The organism is Halalkalibacter akibai JCM 9157 (assembly GCF_000513135.1).
Lineage (GTDB): Bacteria > Bacillota > Bacilli > Bacillales > Bacillaceae_D > Halalkalibacter > Halalkalibacter akibai.
Window position 1 is genome coordinate 1 of sequence record NZ_BAUV01000019.1, and the last position, 17,749, is coordinate 17,749.

Genomic DNA, 17,749 nt, shown 5'->3' on the forward strand with positions numbered 1-17,749 from the left:
TTTTATATGGATGTGTTCGTGGAGATTGTTGTTATTGAAGTGCCAGAACTATTGTGGAATGGAGCGGAGCAGTTTAGTGAAGCTAACTTAAAACAACAAAATCTATAAAATACTTAACATTCTAACGACTAACATCATTAGAACGTTAAGTATTTTTTGGACAAGTTGTGAAATACTACCAAAGAATAAGATCTAAAAAATATAAAGGTGGTAACAATGAAAATACCAGGATTTAGAAGTGGAAAAGGATGGAAGATGGGACTTGCAACGTTAGGATATGGACTAGCATTACTATTCATAGCATCAATGGTATTTGGTCCTTTTACGGAAGAAGCAGCGGACGTGAATCGACTAGGTATTCAAGCAACGAACAATCAATTGCCTTCAATTGAAGTGCTTGAAGTGCAAGACGGAATTGTCGATGCTTATCTTGCAGAAATAGATCAAATTACATACTATATGAATTTGTCATTAGGACGTTTAGAAGGCCATATCGCAAACTTAGAAGGGAACCCCAACTGGATTGAAGAGGCTAGAGATGAAAATAACACAATCTTACAATTTGCGGGACAATTACAGGACTTTGAGAATGTTCCGAAAAGATTTGAAGCTGCGCACGCTAGTTTTATCGAAGGATCTAATGCAGTAGAACAGTTTCATGCTTTATTTGCTGAAGCCTTAGATAGATTAGAAACTGGTGATACCGACAGAGTAAGAGCGCTCATTTCTGAGGCGATGCCTTTTATGAGTCACGCCCAGACCCTACTTTATCAAGGTTATTCGATGACGTAGATATGGTCATTCTAATAAGCTGCAATTTTTCTTTTAAAAAGGGTATGCATGAGTAGAAGACGGTGATATAATACTAGAAATTATTTACAAAATGGAAAATGCGATGAAGAGAAGAGTAGATAAGACCATTCTATACAGAGAGCTCCGTCAGCTGAAAAGGAGTAAGAACGAACTTATTGAAACAAGCCTCTGAGTGTTACATAGGAACCTGTTTTGGGGGATTGTGTAACGGGAGCTCCCGTTATAGAGCTAGGGTATTAACATGAATATGAAGTACCCGATAAGGTTAATATGGTGACATATTAATAAACTGGGGTGGCAACACGGATAATAATCTCGTCCCTAAGACAATGTCTTGGGGGTGGGATTTTTTTGTTTCAAGCAAGTAACGTGGAGGCTGTCTATGAAAATCAAAAGCATGTTTGAGTTTTGGAAGATTCCAGCTATGTTATTATTTACTATTGGTATTTCTAATGTTGGTGCTTGGGTGTATCTAATTGCTCTTAATTTAATTATATTAGAGCGCACGGGGTCGCCACTAGCTGTGTCGATTCTTTATATATTAATTCCTATCGCTACAATTGTTACTAACCTGTGGGCAGGGAGTTTAATAGATCGTTTAAACAAACGCAACTTAATGGTGATCCTTGATTTAATTCGAGCAGCTAGCATTTTGTTACTACCTTTAATTTTATTTACATCTATCTGGTTAATGTATGTTGTTGTTTTTTTCATTAACATGGCAAATTCTATCTTTAGTCCAACGTCCATGGTTTACGTAACAAAGCTTATTCCCAAAAAACAAAGGAAACGATTTAATTCAATTCGAAGTTTAATTGATTCCGGCGCTTTTTTATTAGGGCCAGCTATTGCTGGTTTACTTTTTATTTCGGGTTCTCCTGAATTCGCCATTTATATAAATGGAATCGCATTACTGTTATCAGGGCTTGTAACGTTATTCATACCCAACCTTGAAAAAAACTCGATTACAAAAACGAATGATCCTAAACTTTCTATCAATGTGTTGAAGAAAGATTGGTACGCTGTTGTGCATTTTAGTCAGAGAAATCGTTTTACTATGCTAATTTATTTTTTATTTAGTAGTGTAATAGTCATGACATCAGCTGTTGATTCTCTCGAAGCCGCATTTTCAAAAGAGGTACTTCAGTTATCAAACAGTGATTATGGATTTTTAGTAAGCATAGCAGGGTCTGGGATTGTAATCGGAGCTTTTGTTAATACGTTAGTAGTTAATAAAACAAAAACTTCCTTACTAATTGGATTTGGAACAATCGCAGTTTCAAGTGGTTACCTGATTTACGCTCTTTCTACTTCATTTTTGATAGCAGCCATTGGTTTTTTTGTACTTGCGTTTTTTCTTGCATTCGCTAACACTGGGTTTCATACCTTTTACCAAAACAGCATTCCAGTTGAAGTGATGGGAAGAGTAGGAAGCCTGTATGGGTTTATTCAGGCAATCCTAGTTATAGGGAGTACAGTCCTATTTGGTGCCATGGCTCATTTGATTTCAATTCAACTTGCCGTATTTATGGGCAGTGTAATGATGCTAATGATCTCGGCTATATTAGGTGTCTTTATTTTATACGGGTCTAGGAATAAGTTCTTTCAATCATTCGATAGGGATTTGAACTTATAAAGGAGAGATTATGATGACAATTATTTACCAACAGAATAAAGAGTGTAGCGAAGTTGATTTAAAAAGGTTATATGATAGCGTAAATTGGACGGCGTACACTAAAGATATGCCTAGATTGTTAAAAGCAATAAATCAATCTCTAACCGTTATTACTGCGTGGAATGATAATGAGTTAGTGGGGTTAATTAGAGTAGTTGGTGATGGTCAAACGATCATTTACATTCAAGATATCTTAGTAATTGATAATTATCAGCGGCAAGGAGTGGGTTCCGAGTTATTAAAGATGGTACTTCTAACATACGACGACGTTCGTCAGAAGATTTTACTAACCAATGATGCCCCAGATGTAAGACGTTTTTATGAGAAACATGGGTTTGCCTCATGTGATAAAGGAGAATTGGTATCCTTTGCCAAATTCAATTAATGCACAAAACATCAGACGTAGGTCTGATGTTTTTCTGTACCTAAAAAAAATAGAATATCAGGTTTATAGGGACCGCTTTTTAATAATAAAAAGTATAGGCAAGAGCCTAACGAAATAATTAGATATCAAAAGAAATAATGAGAAAAGAGTAGAATTTATCTTGAAAACCCAAGAAAATTAACTAATCTGAATATTTACAAAAGTCTTTCTTTTTCGTATACTACATATATGCAACACCATCTTAAAGAAAGGAGTTAGAAACAATGAAGCAGTTCTTCTTATCGGGTGCATCACCATAAATAAGACCATGGAAAGGACTGATTCCAATGACGTAGCGTTAGCGAAGTGTATCAGATGATACACGGGGATAAAACGAAAAATACATCAGTTTGAAAGGAATTAACAAGTTCATGAATGAAGCATCAATAGGATAGCGACCTTTTATCCAAGTGGGTATGAGGTCGCTATTCTTTTTTTATTCTTGCTCATTTTTCCTACATTCACCTACTAAACTAGAATATCATAAACTAACGATAACATGATTGGGAAGGAGTGAAAGTATGGGCATGAATGATGCAAACCAAGTGGAACCAAAAGTATTTGAAAAATCGCATTCACTTGAGGTAAATCAACATTCTTTTATAGAAATTCAAGGAAAGAAAGAGTGGACTTAAAGTTCGAAAGCATTCAACAAACTCTTTCAACGCACAAACAAGTTCATAATGCTTTTTCAACACAAATAAAATCGCAGGATGAAGCAACAGAACAACTGCAAACGAGGTATGAATCTTTAGCGGACATCGTGGAACAAAGAAGCGAGATCCAGCAACAATTATTACAGCGAGTTCAACTTTCTGAGGATGAAATTGTAGCATTACAAACACAGTTTGAACGACTTGAAAAAGAGAAAAAGCAAATCTCTAAACAAATCATCTTTTTAGAAAAAGAAAAAAATACATTAATAACAGAATTTAATAAACAGGGAAACCAGGTGAAGGAACAAAATCAACATCTGTTAAAACTGAAAAAAGACCAAGAGGAACAAAAAGGTTTACATGATGAACTTGTAAAACAAGTTAGCCTTCAAGCTGAAGACCATGATGAATTGCTTCAACAAGTTAATCACGTGGAAGAAGACCATATTGAGCTCTTGCAAAAAGTTAACTTGCAAGCGATAGATCATGAGGATCTACTTGCTAAAGTCAAAGAAAATGAGGAGGAGCAAAAACAACTTCAACTTCAATTAGAGGATTTAATTGAAAAAACAGCTTCTCTCATTCTACAACATCGTGACCAAGAAAAAATGCATTTAGATCTTTATACGCAACTTATTCAATTAAAAGCTGAATCAACGGAGAACTCCACTCAGATGAAACAAATGATTGATAAATTGAGTACGGAACTGAAGGATGTAACAACAGAAAAAACACTTTATTAAATTTTAGATTCGTGTGGAATACACAATATACTTGTGTATTCTTTTTTTGATTGGACGTTTTCTGGCAGGGAGTGTATATTATAATGATGCTTATGTTCGTTTACTTTAAAGATGTTAGTCGGGGGAAAACCAATGTATCATGCAGAGACATGGAAAGAAAAAATCACTTTATTACTAGCCATTTTATGGCCTATTATGGTTACTCAAGTAAGTTTATTTGCAATGAACTTGATCGACACGATGATGTCGGGTCGTGTAGGAACAGAAGATTTGGCTGGTGTTGCAATTGGTTCGAGTTTATGGATGCCTGTTTTTTCAGGCATAAATGGGATCTTGTTAGCTGTAACGCCAATCGTAGCACACTTAATAGGCAGTGGTAAGAAAGAGACAATTACTGCTTCAGTCATTCAAGGACTATACTTATCGGTACTACTCGCTGTACTTGTCGTTATTGGAGGATTCTTTTTTCTTGAACCTTTATTAGTAGTCATGAATCTAGAACAAGATGTTCATTATATTGCTTTTCATTATTTAATCGGTTTATCTTTTGGTATTATCCCTTTATTTGCTGCGAACGTTCTTCGTTACTTTTTTGATGCGCAAGGATACACCAGGATTACAATGATAATTACAATTCTAGCTGTTCCATTTAATATCCTATTAAATTATGGGCTTATCTTTGGTAAGTTAGGCTTACCAGCACTTGGGGGGATAGGAGCTGGGTATGCGACAGCAATAACCTATTGGATTATTTTCCTTTTTAGTGTTTGGATGACCTTTAAGGTAGAAGTCATTAGACAGTATCGGCTATTTAAAACTTGGGCTGTTCCGTCTTGGAAGGCAATGAAAGAACAGCTTTCGATTGGGATCCCGATTGGATTGTCGATTTTTTTTGAGGCGAGTATTTTTGCTGTTGTTACCTTATTAATAGGAATGATGTTCTCTACAATAACCGTTGCAGCTCATCAAGTTGCTTTGAATTTTACGACTCTTATCTTCATGATTCCATTAAGCATTTCAATGGCATTAACGATAGTCGTTGGTTTTTCAGTAGGGGGAAGGAAGTTTGAAGAGGCAAAACAGTACAGTAAACTAGGTGTGTTGGGTGGAATTGGCATTTTGTCGATAGGTTCGATTTTTCTTTATTTTTTAAGGGAACCAATTGCCTATCTTTATACAAATGATCCAGAAGTCGTCTTACTGGCAGGGCAGTTTTTTATTCTTGCTATCATTTATCAAATTTCAGATGCAGCGCAAGCTGGGTTGCAAGGGGTGTTACGAGGTTATAAAGATGTAAAGATCCCTTTTATAACTGCTTTTATCTCTTATTGGTTAATCGGAATTCCAGTGGGATATTTATTAGCCGCTTATACAGTTTTTGGTCCTTTTGGTTATTGGATCGGAATTATTATTGGCTTGACCTGTGCAGCTATTGGCTTTTATGTGAGGCTCCAAATTGTTCAGAAAAAAGTTGAGCTTGGAGAAAAAGCAGTTGTTTAACTTAATTACTAAAAAGCTACGCATGTGCCTTGAGGCAAAAATCATATTGATTTTTGTCTCTTTTTTTAGATAGGGAGGAAACTGATACATTGATTTACTATAGTTTCTCCCAATTTGAAAGCTGATGATCTGTAAAGTTTTCTATTCACCTTCAGGCAGCAAAGGAGTAATTGTCCTTTTCATTTTTTGAATTAACAAACCACTAATCAAGTAAAAGAGGGAGCTTATATAAAAGATTAAATGAATCGTAAAGAAGTCTGCAAGAAATCCGCTAATCATAATAGCTCCTGCTGAAAAGACCCCTGTCCAAAAATGATAAATTCCAATTTTGGAATCACGCGTTTCTTTTGTTGTAAACTCGGCAAGTAATGTTTTCTCACCGTGCTTTTGTAACGCTCCTAAAATTCCTAATAACACTTGAATGATGTAAACTTGGCCAACAAACTGAATATGTGGAAATGCTAATAGCACAAAAGCCATACCGAATGAGTGGATGCTGAGCAACAATTGGTTTCCTATTTTGGGTGAAAGGCGACTAATTAAAGGATGAACAAGTGCGCTACTAAGACCGAATAGACCATAGGCAAAGCCAAACTGAGTGAAGCTTACACCGATGTTTTTTATAAATAAAATATAAAAAGGAAAAATTAAACTGCTGGCGAAAAAAACGGTGCTTTGCGAGAAAACAAGCAAACGAATATTAAGACGGTTCATCTATTCCATACCTTTCATAGAAGAAGTTAATAAACCTTGTGCTCGGATCATACTCCTGCTTCTTTTTAAAAAATTCTTCGGCTCTAGGGTAAGCACGTAGCATTTGCTTTTTTGTTGGGTAGGGCATGTAAGGTAAGTAATAGCTACCGTCATGATCAAGTGTTAAATCAATCATTTTTCTGATAACAGCTTGTGTTTCTTCAACTTCGGCATTAGAAAATCCTTGGTTAATTAGGAGCACTAAAGCAAACATATCTTCCTTGGCATAAGAAAGTACGGCATCTTCATTTTTCGATACGTAGCGGATGGTAATATTAACAAGGTTTAATTCTTCTTTTGAGAGTAGCTCTCGTAGGTCATCAATATAAGAAGTAAAATTCTCAACTGGAATAAAGTACTCTTGGAGCACATCTGTGTTACTCTCACTTTCATATTCCAGAAATTTAGATTCTGAGCGCATTACGTTGTTCCGAGTAATTAACGTCTCGTTCTGAGAAAGAAAGAAATTCTTTTGTGCATTCCAAAACAAGGTTCTTCCCCATTCAAAATGCCGTGACAGACCAAGAGAGAATTTAGTAAGCCATGTAAATCGTTCTTCTTTTAATTCTTGAAAGTCTACTAGTGATGCATCAGTATAGGGAATTGTGTAATCAGTCACATACATATCTGTTAAAAAGGTATCAGTTGCTGTTGAGATTCGAGCTAAATGCATACGGACATCTGGATTGTTTTTAACTTCGTTTATAAAATACTCTGCATAACCATCATATTGAAGAGAGTGATTTCTCATTAAATAAAGCTCGTCCTGGGTTAAGATAAGTTCAACGTCTAATATAACGCCGAATAACCCATAGCCTCCGATGACGAGTGGAAATAACTCTGCATTCTCATTACGACTAACTGTTAAAATCTCGCCGTCTGCTGTTAATAAACGAAATGAATGAACGGTATCAATTAAGGAACCGTATCGAATATCGCGACCATGTGCATTAACACTAAGTGATCCGCCAATTGTAAATATATTTTGAGATTGCATTACTTTAACGGCAAGGCCGTACGGATTAATAAAACGTTGTATGTCATCCCACGTTGCACCACTCTGCACCCGAATCCTTTTTTTAGCTGGATCAAATTCAAGAATTTGATTATAGCTAGTCATATCTAAAATGATGGCATCATGATAGTAGGTGTGCCCCCCCATGCTATGTCTCTTGCCTGCAATTGAAATAGGGATATCTTGATCGTTTGCTTCTTGAATAATAGAAACAAAAGATTCTTCTTCCTTTCCTTTTTTTATTTCTTTAATTTTAACTGGCATAAGTCCACTTACATCGGAAATCCATTTATCTTCAGGAAATTGGTTAGCTTCTTTAGCAAGAAAAAAAGTTGAATAACTAAAGAATACAACATAAAGAAGCAGCAAAGTAATTAACCATGAGTACTTGGCCATTCCCATTCCTCCGTTCTTATTTGGTTACAATTATTATATTGGAGAATTTTGGGTATGCCTATCTAATTTTTGAGCGGAAATACGAAGAAACGATGGAACTATAAAGCTAGATCAGACGTTTAATCAATGGAAAAAAATGAAAATATGATGGGGTGTATTAGATGATAAGAGAAAAAAGAAACTTTGAGTTTCTACTAACTTTAATAGTTGCTGTATGTATGATAACTGGTTGTGGTTCTTTAAATGTAACACAACCAGTAACGGTGGGAACTGTAAATGACAAAGAAGTGAACGAAGAAGAACAAGTTACAGGACCACTTACTAGCAAACTTGAGACGTTGGAGCAGGAAAACGGTGCCTTGAGAGTATTGTATCAAGTATGGAACGAGACAGAACAAGACCAAGTTGTTCAATTTACGAGTGGATTAAAGGTAGATATGGAGATTTATGATGAAAATGGCGTTCTAGTTAGACAATACTCGGACGAAGTATTATCAACTCAAGCATTGGAAGAGCTCTCTTTGAAAAAAGGAGAGATATATGAAGAAGAAATTATTATCGATCAACTTATAAACGGAACATACACACTCCACGTTTATTTAAATGTACCAGAACGAGCAGGAGAGACTTCTGAACAGATAACGATAAAATCTTCAATATACAACAAAGGTGAAGGTGTTATCAGCAAGGTACATCCTGATTTAATAGAAGTAACAATTGAGTCGGAACAGTCTAACTTCCAATTAACAGATTTTGCTAAGGAACAGTTGCTTGATCTTTCTGAGGAAGAAGAAATCAGCTTCATTTATACTGAAACTGAGATAGAAGATAAAATGATTGAAAGCTTTTTGTATGAACGTGAACACATTCTATTAGAGAGATCTCCACTAGAGTTGGATCAGGAGTTAATAGATATTTCCACTCATCTGATTGAAGCAGATGAAAATTCCGTATTAAGTGGGTATCAGCCTTTCGAAGTTTTTCAAATGTATATGTACACACAAGCTGGAGAGGACTACGGCACAATGTATAAGTATTACCCAGAAGGTTCAGTTGACATATCTAAAGAGCAGTTTGTTGAAGAGGGAAGAAGCGGCGTCAATACAGTGAATCAACGTGAATTCATGAGTAAATTTAATGAAGTAAGGGAGTTTGAAGTGATTACGAAGGAGAGAGCAGCCACTGTCCTCTTTACATTCAATGAAGAAGAACGTTTTACATTTCAACTAGAACGCCATCAAAACATTTGGCTCGTCAAACCAATGCCATTGCAATAGTGTGGGTTATCTTATAACACCATTGTAAGGGGTGTCAACGATGCGATGACACCTTAATTTTTTAGCAACCAGAACAGGTTTTTTCGTAATTTTAATTAATAATTCATTCGTTGATATAAGTTAAGAATAGGAATCTAAATTACCACATAAGTTGTCTAGAGAGGAATATGACGTGAGAGGAGAATGAAATGATGACTGTAGCGAGTGACATTACGCCTTGGGAAGAGCATTCATTCTGGTTAGAAATATTGCAAGATCATGCTTATTTTGTTCGCGATCATTTATCGGTAAGTGAACAGCAATATGTGGGGGTTGCACAGCAATATGTCGAGGCTTTTGAACAACTTCGATTAAGATTAAGAAATTTAAACCCGAACTTGGGTATTGCTGATCAAATCATGATTGATTTTGCGAAAGAGGTCTTTCCGGTTGCAGAAGGCTACTATCAATTTGAGGGGAAAATGCAGGCCTTAAGAATTCAAAATCAAGTGAATCTAAATTTGTCGCCTACTTATTTAAATGGAACGTTAAGTGAAAATGAAGAGTATTTGCGAATACTATCTTATTATATGAAAGGTCAAAATTACCCTCCTCAGCCGTTAGTGGACTTACTGGATTTATGGCTAGAAGATCAATTAGGCCATGCTGCTCTTTTACGTAATATTCTTGATCCAATTGAGATGAAAATCACCGCACAAACGGATGTATATATCCAACAATTTCAATCTTTTATAGTTCAAAATGAACAAATGAAAGGATATTTACGTTTTTCACCTCCAGGGATTGCCAGACAAACCCGGTTCTCACGCGAAGTTGGGCAAACAACGATTAATATGTATAATTTTATAATCGATGTTGTGAAAATGTATATGAACACCGAAGTTCTCAATCGAACGACTCTACGATTTCTAGAACATCATTTTCCTGAAAGCTGCTATTTTATTCGAAAATTAAGTATGTACGCACCAGAGCTTGGACCACAAGCTGAGCAATGCCCGTTAACGAAACCGTCATTTGAGTAGTGCTTGATAAGCTAGAATCTAAGTTTAGAACCTAGTAATTGTTTTGTGGAATTGGATTTATCGTAATTTATTATTTATCCTATTCGTGAGTATGAATTAAATAGGGTGTTTCGGTTTTCTGAAACACCCATGAAAACGTGATAGATTCATTAATTAAACTTTTTCCTTCCTCTTAGTTGAGCCCTTCCTTAATGGAAAAACAAAGCGTTTCTTATGTTGATTAATATCTTTCTGGAGTTCTGTCACACGTTGATTGACACAGCTGTTAACATAAACGTCATTCCAGTTAAACATACTTATTTACTCCTTTCTATAGAGATAGCTCTCCGATGTTATCAAGATACGTGACTTGTTCCTTTTCCCCTGTCTCTTTAATTTCGCCATGATTAATGACAAGTAAACTTTGTAGCGCACCGAGTATTTTTTTATTTGTAGCTCTGATTTCACCGAAGAGGTTAATTTCAGCGATTCTTTCCTTTAGAGTTTCAGTTGTAACATCATCTGAGAAGGTAACTAATCCTTTGACGATTAAATTGATCGGCTTATCTAGTGCTGAAATTTGTTCCTCAGACCAATGTTCTTCTCCTTCTATGAAAAGGAAGCTTTCTACGAAAGGTATTACTTCGGTATCTAACACATTACATGTTTCGTAGATAAGATCTTCAAGGTGTTCTGGGCAAATGATGATAGATTTTGTGTGAATTTTATCAATCGCTTCGGAAAAAGCTTCTCTTGTAATGGAATGATCAAGTATGATTGGTTTTTTTGTATAAAGCTTCGCGCATTTAAAGCGACGGATAGATCTTCCATTTAGACGAAGTGTTTTTTTTAATGTCTGATACCCAGCAGGAATGACTTCCATGACACAGCCTAATAAAGAGGATACTTTTTTATGAAAGAACGACTCTTGTTGTTCGTGAAGTGAAACCACTCCCTTGACTTCGAGTTTAGTGATTTTTTCCATAAATAGCTCCATGTTTAAATCTTCAGGGAACCGTAACACTCCTAAGATGACAAACTGTTGTGGTTGATCCAATGATTGAAGGAAAGCATTGGTTAATGAAAAATCACCGGCTTCAAAACGAGGGAGATCGTTTTCATATGTGACCATTTCACCAGTTACAAGGCCCGTAGCTACACCTGATAGATGAGTAGGGCAGTATATGGCGCCATTAACTTGGATAGAAAGTGAAGAATGACTTAAAGACTCTACGGTAACATCTTTCGAAATAATGACTGCACCATTAACAAAATACATTCTTTCCTCCTTTAATGATTGTAAGAAGCATCGTCGATCTTAAGAGAACCATTTACAAATAAACACCCTTCTGGAAGTTCAATACTTTTTCCGATATTTCCTATACTGAGTGACGAAAGTAGATGAGCATTTTCTTTGTGGTAAAACACGACTCCAACATTGTTAATACTCTCAATTCCTTTGATACTCTCCTCTGTTGCGTGACGTAAATCTAATAAACCTACATTTCCAATTTTTTGTTTCATCTTAAATCCTCCTCTAATTGTTGGCGTAATTGTTTCATGGCTAAATGAAGCTTATACCGGACTGTTGACGCTGGGATGTCTAACTGTTTTGCGATTTCCTGACTATTGAAACCTAACCAGTAACGTTTGAAAACAAGATCACTTAAATCTCTTGATAATTTCGATAAGAGCTCTGTCATCTCAATATGATTAGAAGCAATCGATTGAACAGGAAAATCGAGATCTTCTTCCCATACATCATGACGTTTTTCTTTTCTGCGTTCATCAATCATTTGATTTTTCATGACTTTAAAAAACCATGCACGTTGTTTATGTTCGGGGAGGTCTAAAAGCCGACCGTCTTTCAAAGACTTGATTAGAGCTTCTTGAACTAGGTCATTTGCTTCTTGTTCATGTCTTGCGATTGAACGAGCAAACCGGTGTATGTCTTGCTTTAATCGCTCATATAATTCACTCGTTTCCATTTCAATCACTCACTTTGTCTGTTTTGCTCTGTTCAATAAGATAACGTTTGAGAAGGAGGAAGTGTTGGATAAATATTTTATTTTTTAGAATTAGTTTCGAATCGCAATACTATCATAACAATCAAATGAGTAGAAAAACACATAGTCAATCATTCCGTTAGTCATCTTCTTTATTAAAAGAACTCATTAGTGGTACCAGGCAGGTGTGTAAAAAACTCGGTTTAAGTTTAAGAGTTACCTTAAATATGGTATAATTTGGTTTTGTTAGCTTAAAGGAGACTAGATGTGAGAGGTGGAAAAAATGAAAAAAGTTATTTTATTTGATTTGGATGGTACGCTCCTCCCAATGGATACAGATCAATTTGTCCAAACTTACATAAAAGAATTAGCACTGAGAGTTGCTCATATAATGGATCCAAAATTGTTCGTTCAAGCTCTTTGGGGCGGAACAGAAGCGATGATCAAAAATACTGACCCAGAGCGAACAAATGAAAAAGTGTTTGAAGAAACCTTTTTAAGACTGGCGGCAATTGAAAAAGAGAAAATCTGGCCAACGTTGGATCAGTTTTATGAAACGGTTTTTCCTACTTTTTCTTATTTATCAAGTCCGAGCGCAGTGGCCAAGCAAGTTGTAGAGGAAGCGATTAAACAAGGGTACAATGTTGCTGTAGCAACAAACCCTGTGTTCCCAAAAGCTGCGATTACACATCGTTTGAAATGGGCAGGGATTGATGACATACCATTTGAACTTGTGACAGTCTATGAAGAGGCTTCTTTTACGAAACCACACAAGCAATATTATCAAGAAATTTTACAGAAACTAGAAGTCGAACCAAACGATTGTATCATGATTGGGAATGATAAACAGGAAGATATGGTTGCTGGTTCTCTAGGAATGAGAACATTTTTAGTGGATGGCTATGTCATAGATCGTGGTGAAGTGAGCTATCAAATAGATGATCATGGAACGTTAGAAGAATTATTAGAAAAATTGAAGAATAGGGTCGGAATATTTAGTGAATAAGGGAGCATGACTACTTTTTGAAAAAGTAGTCATGCTTTCGTTTATTTGTAGCTGTAATGTTAGGCAAGTAGTTGGTTCATTTATTTTATTCAACTCTCTAAGAATCCATTTTCTAGTCGTGTTTTCACCATTTCATCTGGACTTGATTACATTATTGTAATAGCTGAAAAAAGGTGGGGTCGGGGTGATAGATGATTATAAGTTAGTAACAGGTGCGTGGCTTGATGCCATTGGAACCATTCTTTCTGCTATTGCTGAAATAAGAGCGTTTCAAGGTATCGATCAAATTAATAACCAACTTGTTGCAGTCGGAGAAGGATTGCAAGCAGTTGGAACGATGTTAGTAGGAACCGTTACAACCGATGATCCTCTTAACTTTGCAGGTAACTGGATAGATGGTGCAGGTGCTGCAACGTCTTCAATTGCAGCATACTTGCAGGATGTTGAACATAATACAATCGGTGAGGAGGATTTGTTGCGTCTTGAAATCCTTGGTGACTCGTTACAGGCAATGGGTGCTTCCATTAGTGCACTAGCTGATCACCTTATAGGAGAACATGCTTTTGCTTTTGGTAATGGACTACAAGGACTAGGAGGAATCTTAGAAGCGACAGGTGAAGTGTATGAATTGAGAGAAAGAGAAGGTCAGCCACTCATAACGTTAGGGGCTATTTTGCAAGCAATCGGTTCAAATTTTAATGCAGTAGTGGCAACTAGAGAGTTAATAGAAGCAGACGGTCTATAATATTTAAAAAGGTGGTGATAAGCGTTGTTATTAAAATAGATGAAAAGATATAAATGAAGTAATAGGCTATTGGCAGTGAGTAGCTTATCTCTTCATTTAGTTACATAGATAAAAGCTGAATTAACTGTTTCTCTTTAAGATCTTGTTTGTAAAAAGACAGAATTTGCTACAAGCAGTTAATAGAAAAAATATAGCTTATTTTCATGGAATGCATTAATCTGTATAAGTATTTAATTGTTTAAACAACAATTTGTAGTTAGATAGAGAGAGGGAGAGAGATGGAATACAATAAAAAAACAATTGTCGCGCTTTTATTAGCAGGCTCGTTTATTGCAATTTTAAATCAAACGTTAATGATAACCGCGATTCCACCAATTATGGTGGAAATGAACGTAACGGCAAATAGTGCACAGTGGTTAACAACGATCTTTATGCTTGTTAATGGGATCATGATTCCCATTAGTGCGTTCTTATTAGAAAGATTTACGACGAGACAATTATTTATATCTGCAATGAGTATCTTTGCATTAGGAACGCTCGTTGCTGGAGTTGCTCCTAATTTTGAAGTGTTACTTTTAGGCAGAGTTATACAATCCACGGGTGCTGGTGTCATGCTACCACTGATGACAACTGTATTTTTAATGATTTTCCCTGTAAATAAACGTGGAACAGTAATGGGGTTAATAGGGCTTGTTATATCTTTTGCCCCAGCAATTGGGCCAGCTTTGTCTGGGTGGATAACTGCGAATTACTCTTGGAGACTGTTGTTTTTTATTATTTTGCCGATCGCTTTAATTGATATTATCATTGCAATCTTTGCTTTAAAGAATGTAACAGAAGTAACGAAACCAAAAGTTGATGTCTCTCAATTATCCTTTCATCCTTTGGGTTTGGTGGTCTTCTCTACGGATTTACTAGTGCAGGTAACCTTGGTTGGTCTAATCTTATAACGATCATCACGTTAATAGTTGGGGCGGTTTCCCTTATATTATTTATTTTCAGGCAATTAAAATTAAAACACCCTATGCTTGAATTCCGTGTTTTCAAATATTCTATATTCCTTTTGCGGTAGTGATAGGGATGGTTTCTTTCATGGGTTTAATTGGAGTGGAGACGTTAATACCGCTATTCATGCAGAACATGAGAGAGTTTACAGCGTTTGAAGCAGGTCTTGCCTTATTACCGGGAGCTCTTGTTACGGGAATATTAGCTCCTATTATCGGAAGGATTTTTGATAAGATTGGGGCACGTTGGCTTGTGTTGATTGGTCTTTTGATTTTAACACTTTCATCCTTTTCATTTATTAATCTTGGACCAGAAACAACTTTTACGTATATAACGGTCATGTATAGCATTCGGATGTTAGGTCTCGTGATGGTGATGATGCCAATTCAAACGGCTGCTCTAAACCAACTACCCAAACGTCTCATTCCACATGGAGCGGCTATGGACAATACCATGCGGATGATTGGGGCGTCAGTAGGTACAGCGATTCTTGTGACAGTTATGACGACCACTACCATGTATGCCGAACAACGACCTGAAGTGCTTTATCCTGATATTTTAGGTGCAAATATGGCGTTTATCGTCGTAGCTGTATTAACTTTACTAGCTTTAATTCTTTCTTTCTTTATTAAATACAACAAGCCAGTTGAAGAAAATATACAATCAAATGCCGTTAATGCTAGTAGTCAGTGATGAATGAGACTGCTCTATAAGTAAAGCTGTTACGGGAGTCATATTAACTCGGGATTATCCGAAGAGGTTGCTATAGAAACCTCTTCGGATAATCCCTTTTTTCATTACAAAAGCTGTTTGGCATTTTTATACGTCAAGATAGCTAGGTGAATTTTTTGAATTTTTCTATAGTTCTCAACAGTTATATCAATAGTAGGAGGAAGATCTACTGGCTTATAAAACAAGTATACTTTTTGATCCTTATGATGAAACCAATCTCTACTATCTGTAAACGAATGATTGATGTTAGGCCATGCCATTTCTAATAATGGACTCCATATTTTCTTTCTTGTATCCTTTTGCTTTTTTGTGCTGTAATAATTGGGCCAATAATCTTGGCGTGAGCTGTATGTGGAGTGTTTCTGACAAAGGTACTGATGTCTTCAAATAAAGGACTTACTCCAAACAGGAGTGCATACAACTTCTTTCCGATTTCTATGCGGTTAGAAACAGATGAAAAATTCGAGATAGACAATCCTGTCATTCGATTATTTTCATTCCACTCGAAAGGAAATATAACTTGTGTTATTTGTAAAAACTCTTGTGCCTGGAATAGGATTGTATTCAGCACTTTTTCTTGAAATATAGAATTCTTAATGACTCTTTCCTCAATGTAATGTTGTTCATTAATAATTAATGAAATCGTTAAAAGTTTGGAATCTTTGTATTCGAAAAAATGATTCCAAATAGGCAGCATAAACGACGAAACATGAAAGTAAGGAAGGAGGTGAAACAAGTTCTGTCCTTGTTTTTTACTTTCTTCATATAATAAAAGCTGTGGGTATGCATCATGAAAAATAAGTGCATTCGCCGTTTCTAAAAACATAAAGAAATCTATTTTTTTAGTTTGGTGTAAAACCTCTGACAGCTCCCCTTTTAAATCTGTCGTGTTCCACCCACCATTCCTTGACACGAGGTGAGCTAAGAGCGCCCAGTGAATTTCAGGGTGTTTCTCGTAAAAATCTAAATAAGCTTTTGTTCTCGTTATGTTATTAACGTTACTAAGCTTCTTTTTTTGTTTGATTTGGTTAATTATTTGTTGCTCAGTAGACGGTAAAGATGAAACAGGTTGTTTGTTAGAGTGTGCTTTATCAGCTGATTTGATCTTTTCTATTATCGCTGGATCAACAGAAACTTGTTCCCACTTTCTTAGAATGGAAGTTTCGTACTGATACTTCTCTAGTTTTAGTATGGCTGACTGAGCGAATATTAAGGGGAATTGAACCATCTTATTAAGGACATTCAAAATAAAGACCTCCTTCATATACTGTATGTGAAAAGGTGGAGGTACGTTTGAAAATTGGGTTTTTGCCTATTAACGATAGCTTTTATTAAGATATAGGAACCAAAAAGAGCGGAGTAAATACAATGCTTATATTAGGAGATTAACCTAGCTATTCCTTTGAAACACCTAAAATTAAATTTAGAGGAGAAGAGTTGAATGAAAGTATACTATGTAAAAGCCTGTCCAACCGATACTGTTCTGAAATACGAAGCGGGTTCCTTTAGTTATGTCCCTTCTTACAAAGGGGGAGTATTGAGTCTCGAAGAATTTGTTGATGAATTGAAGGTAAATGAAAACATAAATGATTCTGATGATTATCTTCCCATTGTTAATAAGATGGAACAATTTGTTAGAGAATCTTCTCCCTATGAATATGGAATGGAAATGTCGTTCAGGTCATCAATGCTTTAAATTATATGGGATAGCTTAGCTGGAACATGGGTAACAAAAAAATATAAAAAATGAGAATGCCTTTTTAAGAAGTTCTGAGATAGTAACCTACACATGTTGGAAGGTCACGACATAGTTTATATTATCTGCTTCTGAAAGGAGGGGATCTCATGTACGGTTATGGATACGGTGCACCAGTTGCAGGTGTTGGTTATGGACACGGTGCTGGGTCTGGTTTCGCGTTAATCGTTGTTCTATTCATCTTATTAATCATCGTTGGAACAGCGTTTGTACGTTAATTAACTAAAGTGAAGGCGCCTTTTGGGC

19 protein-coding genes, 1 pseudogene and 1 other annotated feature are annotated in these 17,749 nt (G+C 36.0%); of the genes and pseudogenes, 12 read left to right on the forward strand and 8 right to left on the reverse strand.

Features of this window, described 5'->3' with window-relative positions; all coding sequences use genetic code 11:
• Positions 1 to 216 precede the first annotated feature (216 nt).
• The 5 genes from JCM9157_RS11680 (at position 217) to JCM9157_RS11700 (ending at position 5,811) form a co-directional block, all read left to right on the forward strand.
• A complete protein-coding gene (locus JCM9157_RS11680; protein ID WP_035664938.1) occupies positions 217 to 792 on the forward strand; it encodes a hypothetical protein in 576 nt (191 codons plus the stop codon).
• Positions 793 to 886: 94 nt separating this feature from the next.
• Positions 887 to 1,139, forward strand: a binding site (T-box leader).
• Positions 1,140 to 1,201: 62 nt separating this feature from the next.
• Positions 1,202 to 2,449 carry an MFS transporter gene (locus JCM9157_RS11685; protein WP_035665019.1) on the forward strand — a complete coding sequence of 416 codons (1,248 nt, stop codon included), beginning with the start codon at positions 1,202 to 1,204 and terminating at the stop codon, positions 2,447 to 2,449.
• A gap of 13 nt (positions 2,450 to 2,462) precedes the next feature.
• On the forward strand, positions 2,463 to 2,873 hold the full coding sequence (locus tag JCM9157_RS11690) for a GNAT family N-acetyltransferase (protein WP_035664940.1): 411 nt from the start codon (positions 2,463 to 2,465) through the stop codon (positions 2,871 to 2,873).
• A 664-nt stretch (positions 2,874 to 3,537) separates the two neighbouring features.
• Positions 3,538 to 4,311 carry a coiled-coil domain-containing protein gene (locus JCM9157_RS11695; protein WP_035664941.1) on the forward strand — a complete coding sequence of 258 codons (774 nt, stop codon included), beginning with the start codon at positions 3,538 to 3,540 and terminating at the stop codon, positions 4,309 to 4,311.
• A gap of 132 nt (positions 4,312 to 4,443) precedes the next feature.
• Positions 4,444 to 5,811 carry an MATE family efflux transporter gene (locus tag JCM9157_RS11700; RefSeq protein ID WP_035664943.1) on the forward strand — a complete coding sequence of 456 codons (1,368 nt, stop codon included), beginning with the start codon at positions 4,444 to 4,446 and terminating at the stop codon, positions 5,809 to 5,811.
• Between the two features lie 141 nt (positions 5,812 to 5,952).
• On the opposite strand, the gene JCM9157_RS11705 is transcribed toward JCM9157_RS11700, so the two are convergent.
• Complete coding sequence (locus JCM9157_RS11705; RefSeq protein WP_035664944.1) at positions 5,953 to 6,525, reverse strand: MFS transporter; 573 nt, start codon at positions 6,523 to 6,525, stop codon at positions 5,953 to 5,955.
• Positions 6,512 to 7,975 carry an FAD-binding oxidoreductase gene (locus JCM9157_RS11710; protein WP_035664945.1) on the reverse strand — a complete coding sequence of 488 codons (1,464 nt, stop codon included), beginning with the start codon at positions 7,973 to 7,975 and terminating at the stop codon, positions 6,512 to 6,514. The genes JCM9157_RS11705 and JCM9157_RS11710 overlap by 14 nt, the downstream gene beginning before the upstream one ends.
• A gap of 161 nt (positions 7,976 to 8,136) precedes the next feature.
• Here JCM9157_RS11710 and JCM9157_RS23400 point away from each other — a divergent pair, with 161 nt between their 5' ends.
• Together JCM9157_RS23400 and JCM9157_RS11720 are read left to right on the forward strand one after the other, a co-directional pair.
• Positions 8,137 to 9,252 (forward strand): BsuPI-related putative proteinase inhibitor, encoded by a 1,116-nt coding sequence (locus tag JCM9157_RS23400; RefSeq protein WP_052013102.1) that lies wholly within the window; start codon positions 8,137 to 8,139, stop codon positions 9,250 to 9,252.
• 191 nt (positions 9,253 to 9,443) lie between these two features.
• A complete protein-coding gene (locus tag JCM9157_RS11720) occupies positions 9,444 to 10,274 on the forward strand; it encodes a DUF2935 domain-containing protein (protein WP_035664946.1) in 831 nt (276 codons plus the stop codon).
• Between the two features lie 153 nt (positions 10,275 to 10,427).
• On the opposite strand, the gene JCM9157_RS24650 is transcribed toward JCM9157_RS11720, so the two are convergent.
• From JCM9157_RS24650 to JCM9157_RS11730, 4 genes are read right to left on the reverse strand one after another with little or no spacing between them, the layout of a single operon-like run.
• A complete protein-coding gene (locus JCM9157_RS24650; RefSeq protein WP_156321491.1) occupies positions 10,428 to 10,568 on the reverse strand; it encodes a hypothetical protein in 141 nt (46 codons plus the stop codon).
• Positions 10,569 to 10,584: 16 nt separating this feature from the next.
• Complete coding sequence (locus tag JCM9157_RS11725; RefSeq protein WP_052013103.1) at positions 10,585 to 11,532, reverse strand: hypothetical protein; 948 nt, start codon at positions 11,530 to 11,532, stop codon at positions 10,585 to 10,587.
• 11 nt (positions 11,533 to 11,543) lie between these two features.
• A complete protein-coding gene (locus tag JCM9157_RS23405; protein WP_052013104.1) occupies positions 11,544 to 11,777 on the reverse strand; it encodes a hypothetical protein in 234 nt (77 codons plus the stop codon).
• Positions 11,774 to 12,241 (reverse strand): RNA polymerase sigma factor, encoded by a 468-nt coding sequence (locus tag JCM9157_RS11730; protein WP_035664948.1) that lies wholly within the window; start codon positions 12,239 to 12,241, stop codon positions 11,774 to 11,776. Before JCM9157_RS11730 ends, JCM9157_RS23405 begins: the two co-directional genes overlap by 4 nt.
• A 301-nt stretch (positions 12,242 to 12,542) precedes the next feature.
• On the opposite strand from JCM9157_RS11730, the gene JCM9157_RS11735 reads away from it, so the two are divergent.
• From JCM9157_RS11735 to JCM9157_RS11745, 3 genes and pseudogenes are all read left to right on the forward strand, one after another.
• Positions 12,543 to 13,265: an HAD family hydrolase gene (locus JCM9157_RS11735; protein ID WP_035664949.1), complete on the forward strand. Its 723-nt coding sequence runs from the start codon at positions 12,543 to 12,545 to the stop codon at positions 13,263 to 13,265.
• Between the two features lie 184 nt (positions 13,266 to 13,449).
• Entirely contained in the window at positions 13,450 to 14,010 is a 561-nt protein-coding gene (locus tag JCM9157_RS11740; protein WP_035664951.1) for a DUF6944 family repetitive protein, read from the forward strand.
• Between the two features lie 278 nt (positions 14,011 to 14,288).
• A pseudogene (locus JCM9157_RS11745) lies at positions 14,289 to 15,708 on the forward strand (DHA2 family efflux MFS transporter permease subunit).
• 104 nt (positions 15,709 to 15,812) lie between these two features.
• Here JCM9157_RS11745 and JCM9157_RS26215 read toward each other — a convergent pair.
• Positions 15,813 to 16,007 carry a hypothetical protein gene (locus tag JCM9157_RS26215; RefSeq protein WP_052013105.1) on the reverse strand — a complete coding sequence of 65 codons (195 nt, stop codon included), beginning with the start codon at positions 16,005 to 16,007 and terminating at the stop codon, positions 15,813 to 15,815.
• A 2-nt stretch (positions 16,008 to 16,009) separates the two neighbouring features.
• Positions 16,010 to 16,993 carry a DUF2515 family protein gene (locus JCM9157_RS11750; protein ID WP_052013106.1) on the reverse strand — a complete coding sequence of 328 codons (984 nt, stop codon included), beginning with the start codon at positions 16,991 to 16,993 and terminating at the stop codon, positions 16,010 to 16,012.
• 195 nt (positions 16,994 to 17,188) lie between these two features.
• Between JCM9157_RS11750 and JCM9157_RS11755 the strand changes: the two genes are divergently transcribed.
• Positions 17,189 to 17,443, forward strand: coding sequence for a hypothetical protein (locus JCM9157_RS11755; RefSeq protein ID WP_035664954.1), 255 nt, complete (start codon positions 17,189 to 17,191; stop codon positions 17,441 to 17,443).
• A gap of 149 nt (positions 17,444 to 17,592) precedes the next feature.
• Positions 17,593 to 17,721: a YjcZ family sporulation protein gene (locus tag JCM9157_RS23985; RefSeq protein ID WP_081734151.1), complete on the forward strand. Its 129-nt coding sequence runs from the start codon at positions 17,593 to 17,595 to the stop codon at positions 17,719 to 17,721.
• Positions 17,722 to 17,749 lie beyond the last annotated feature (28 nt).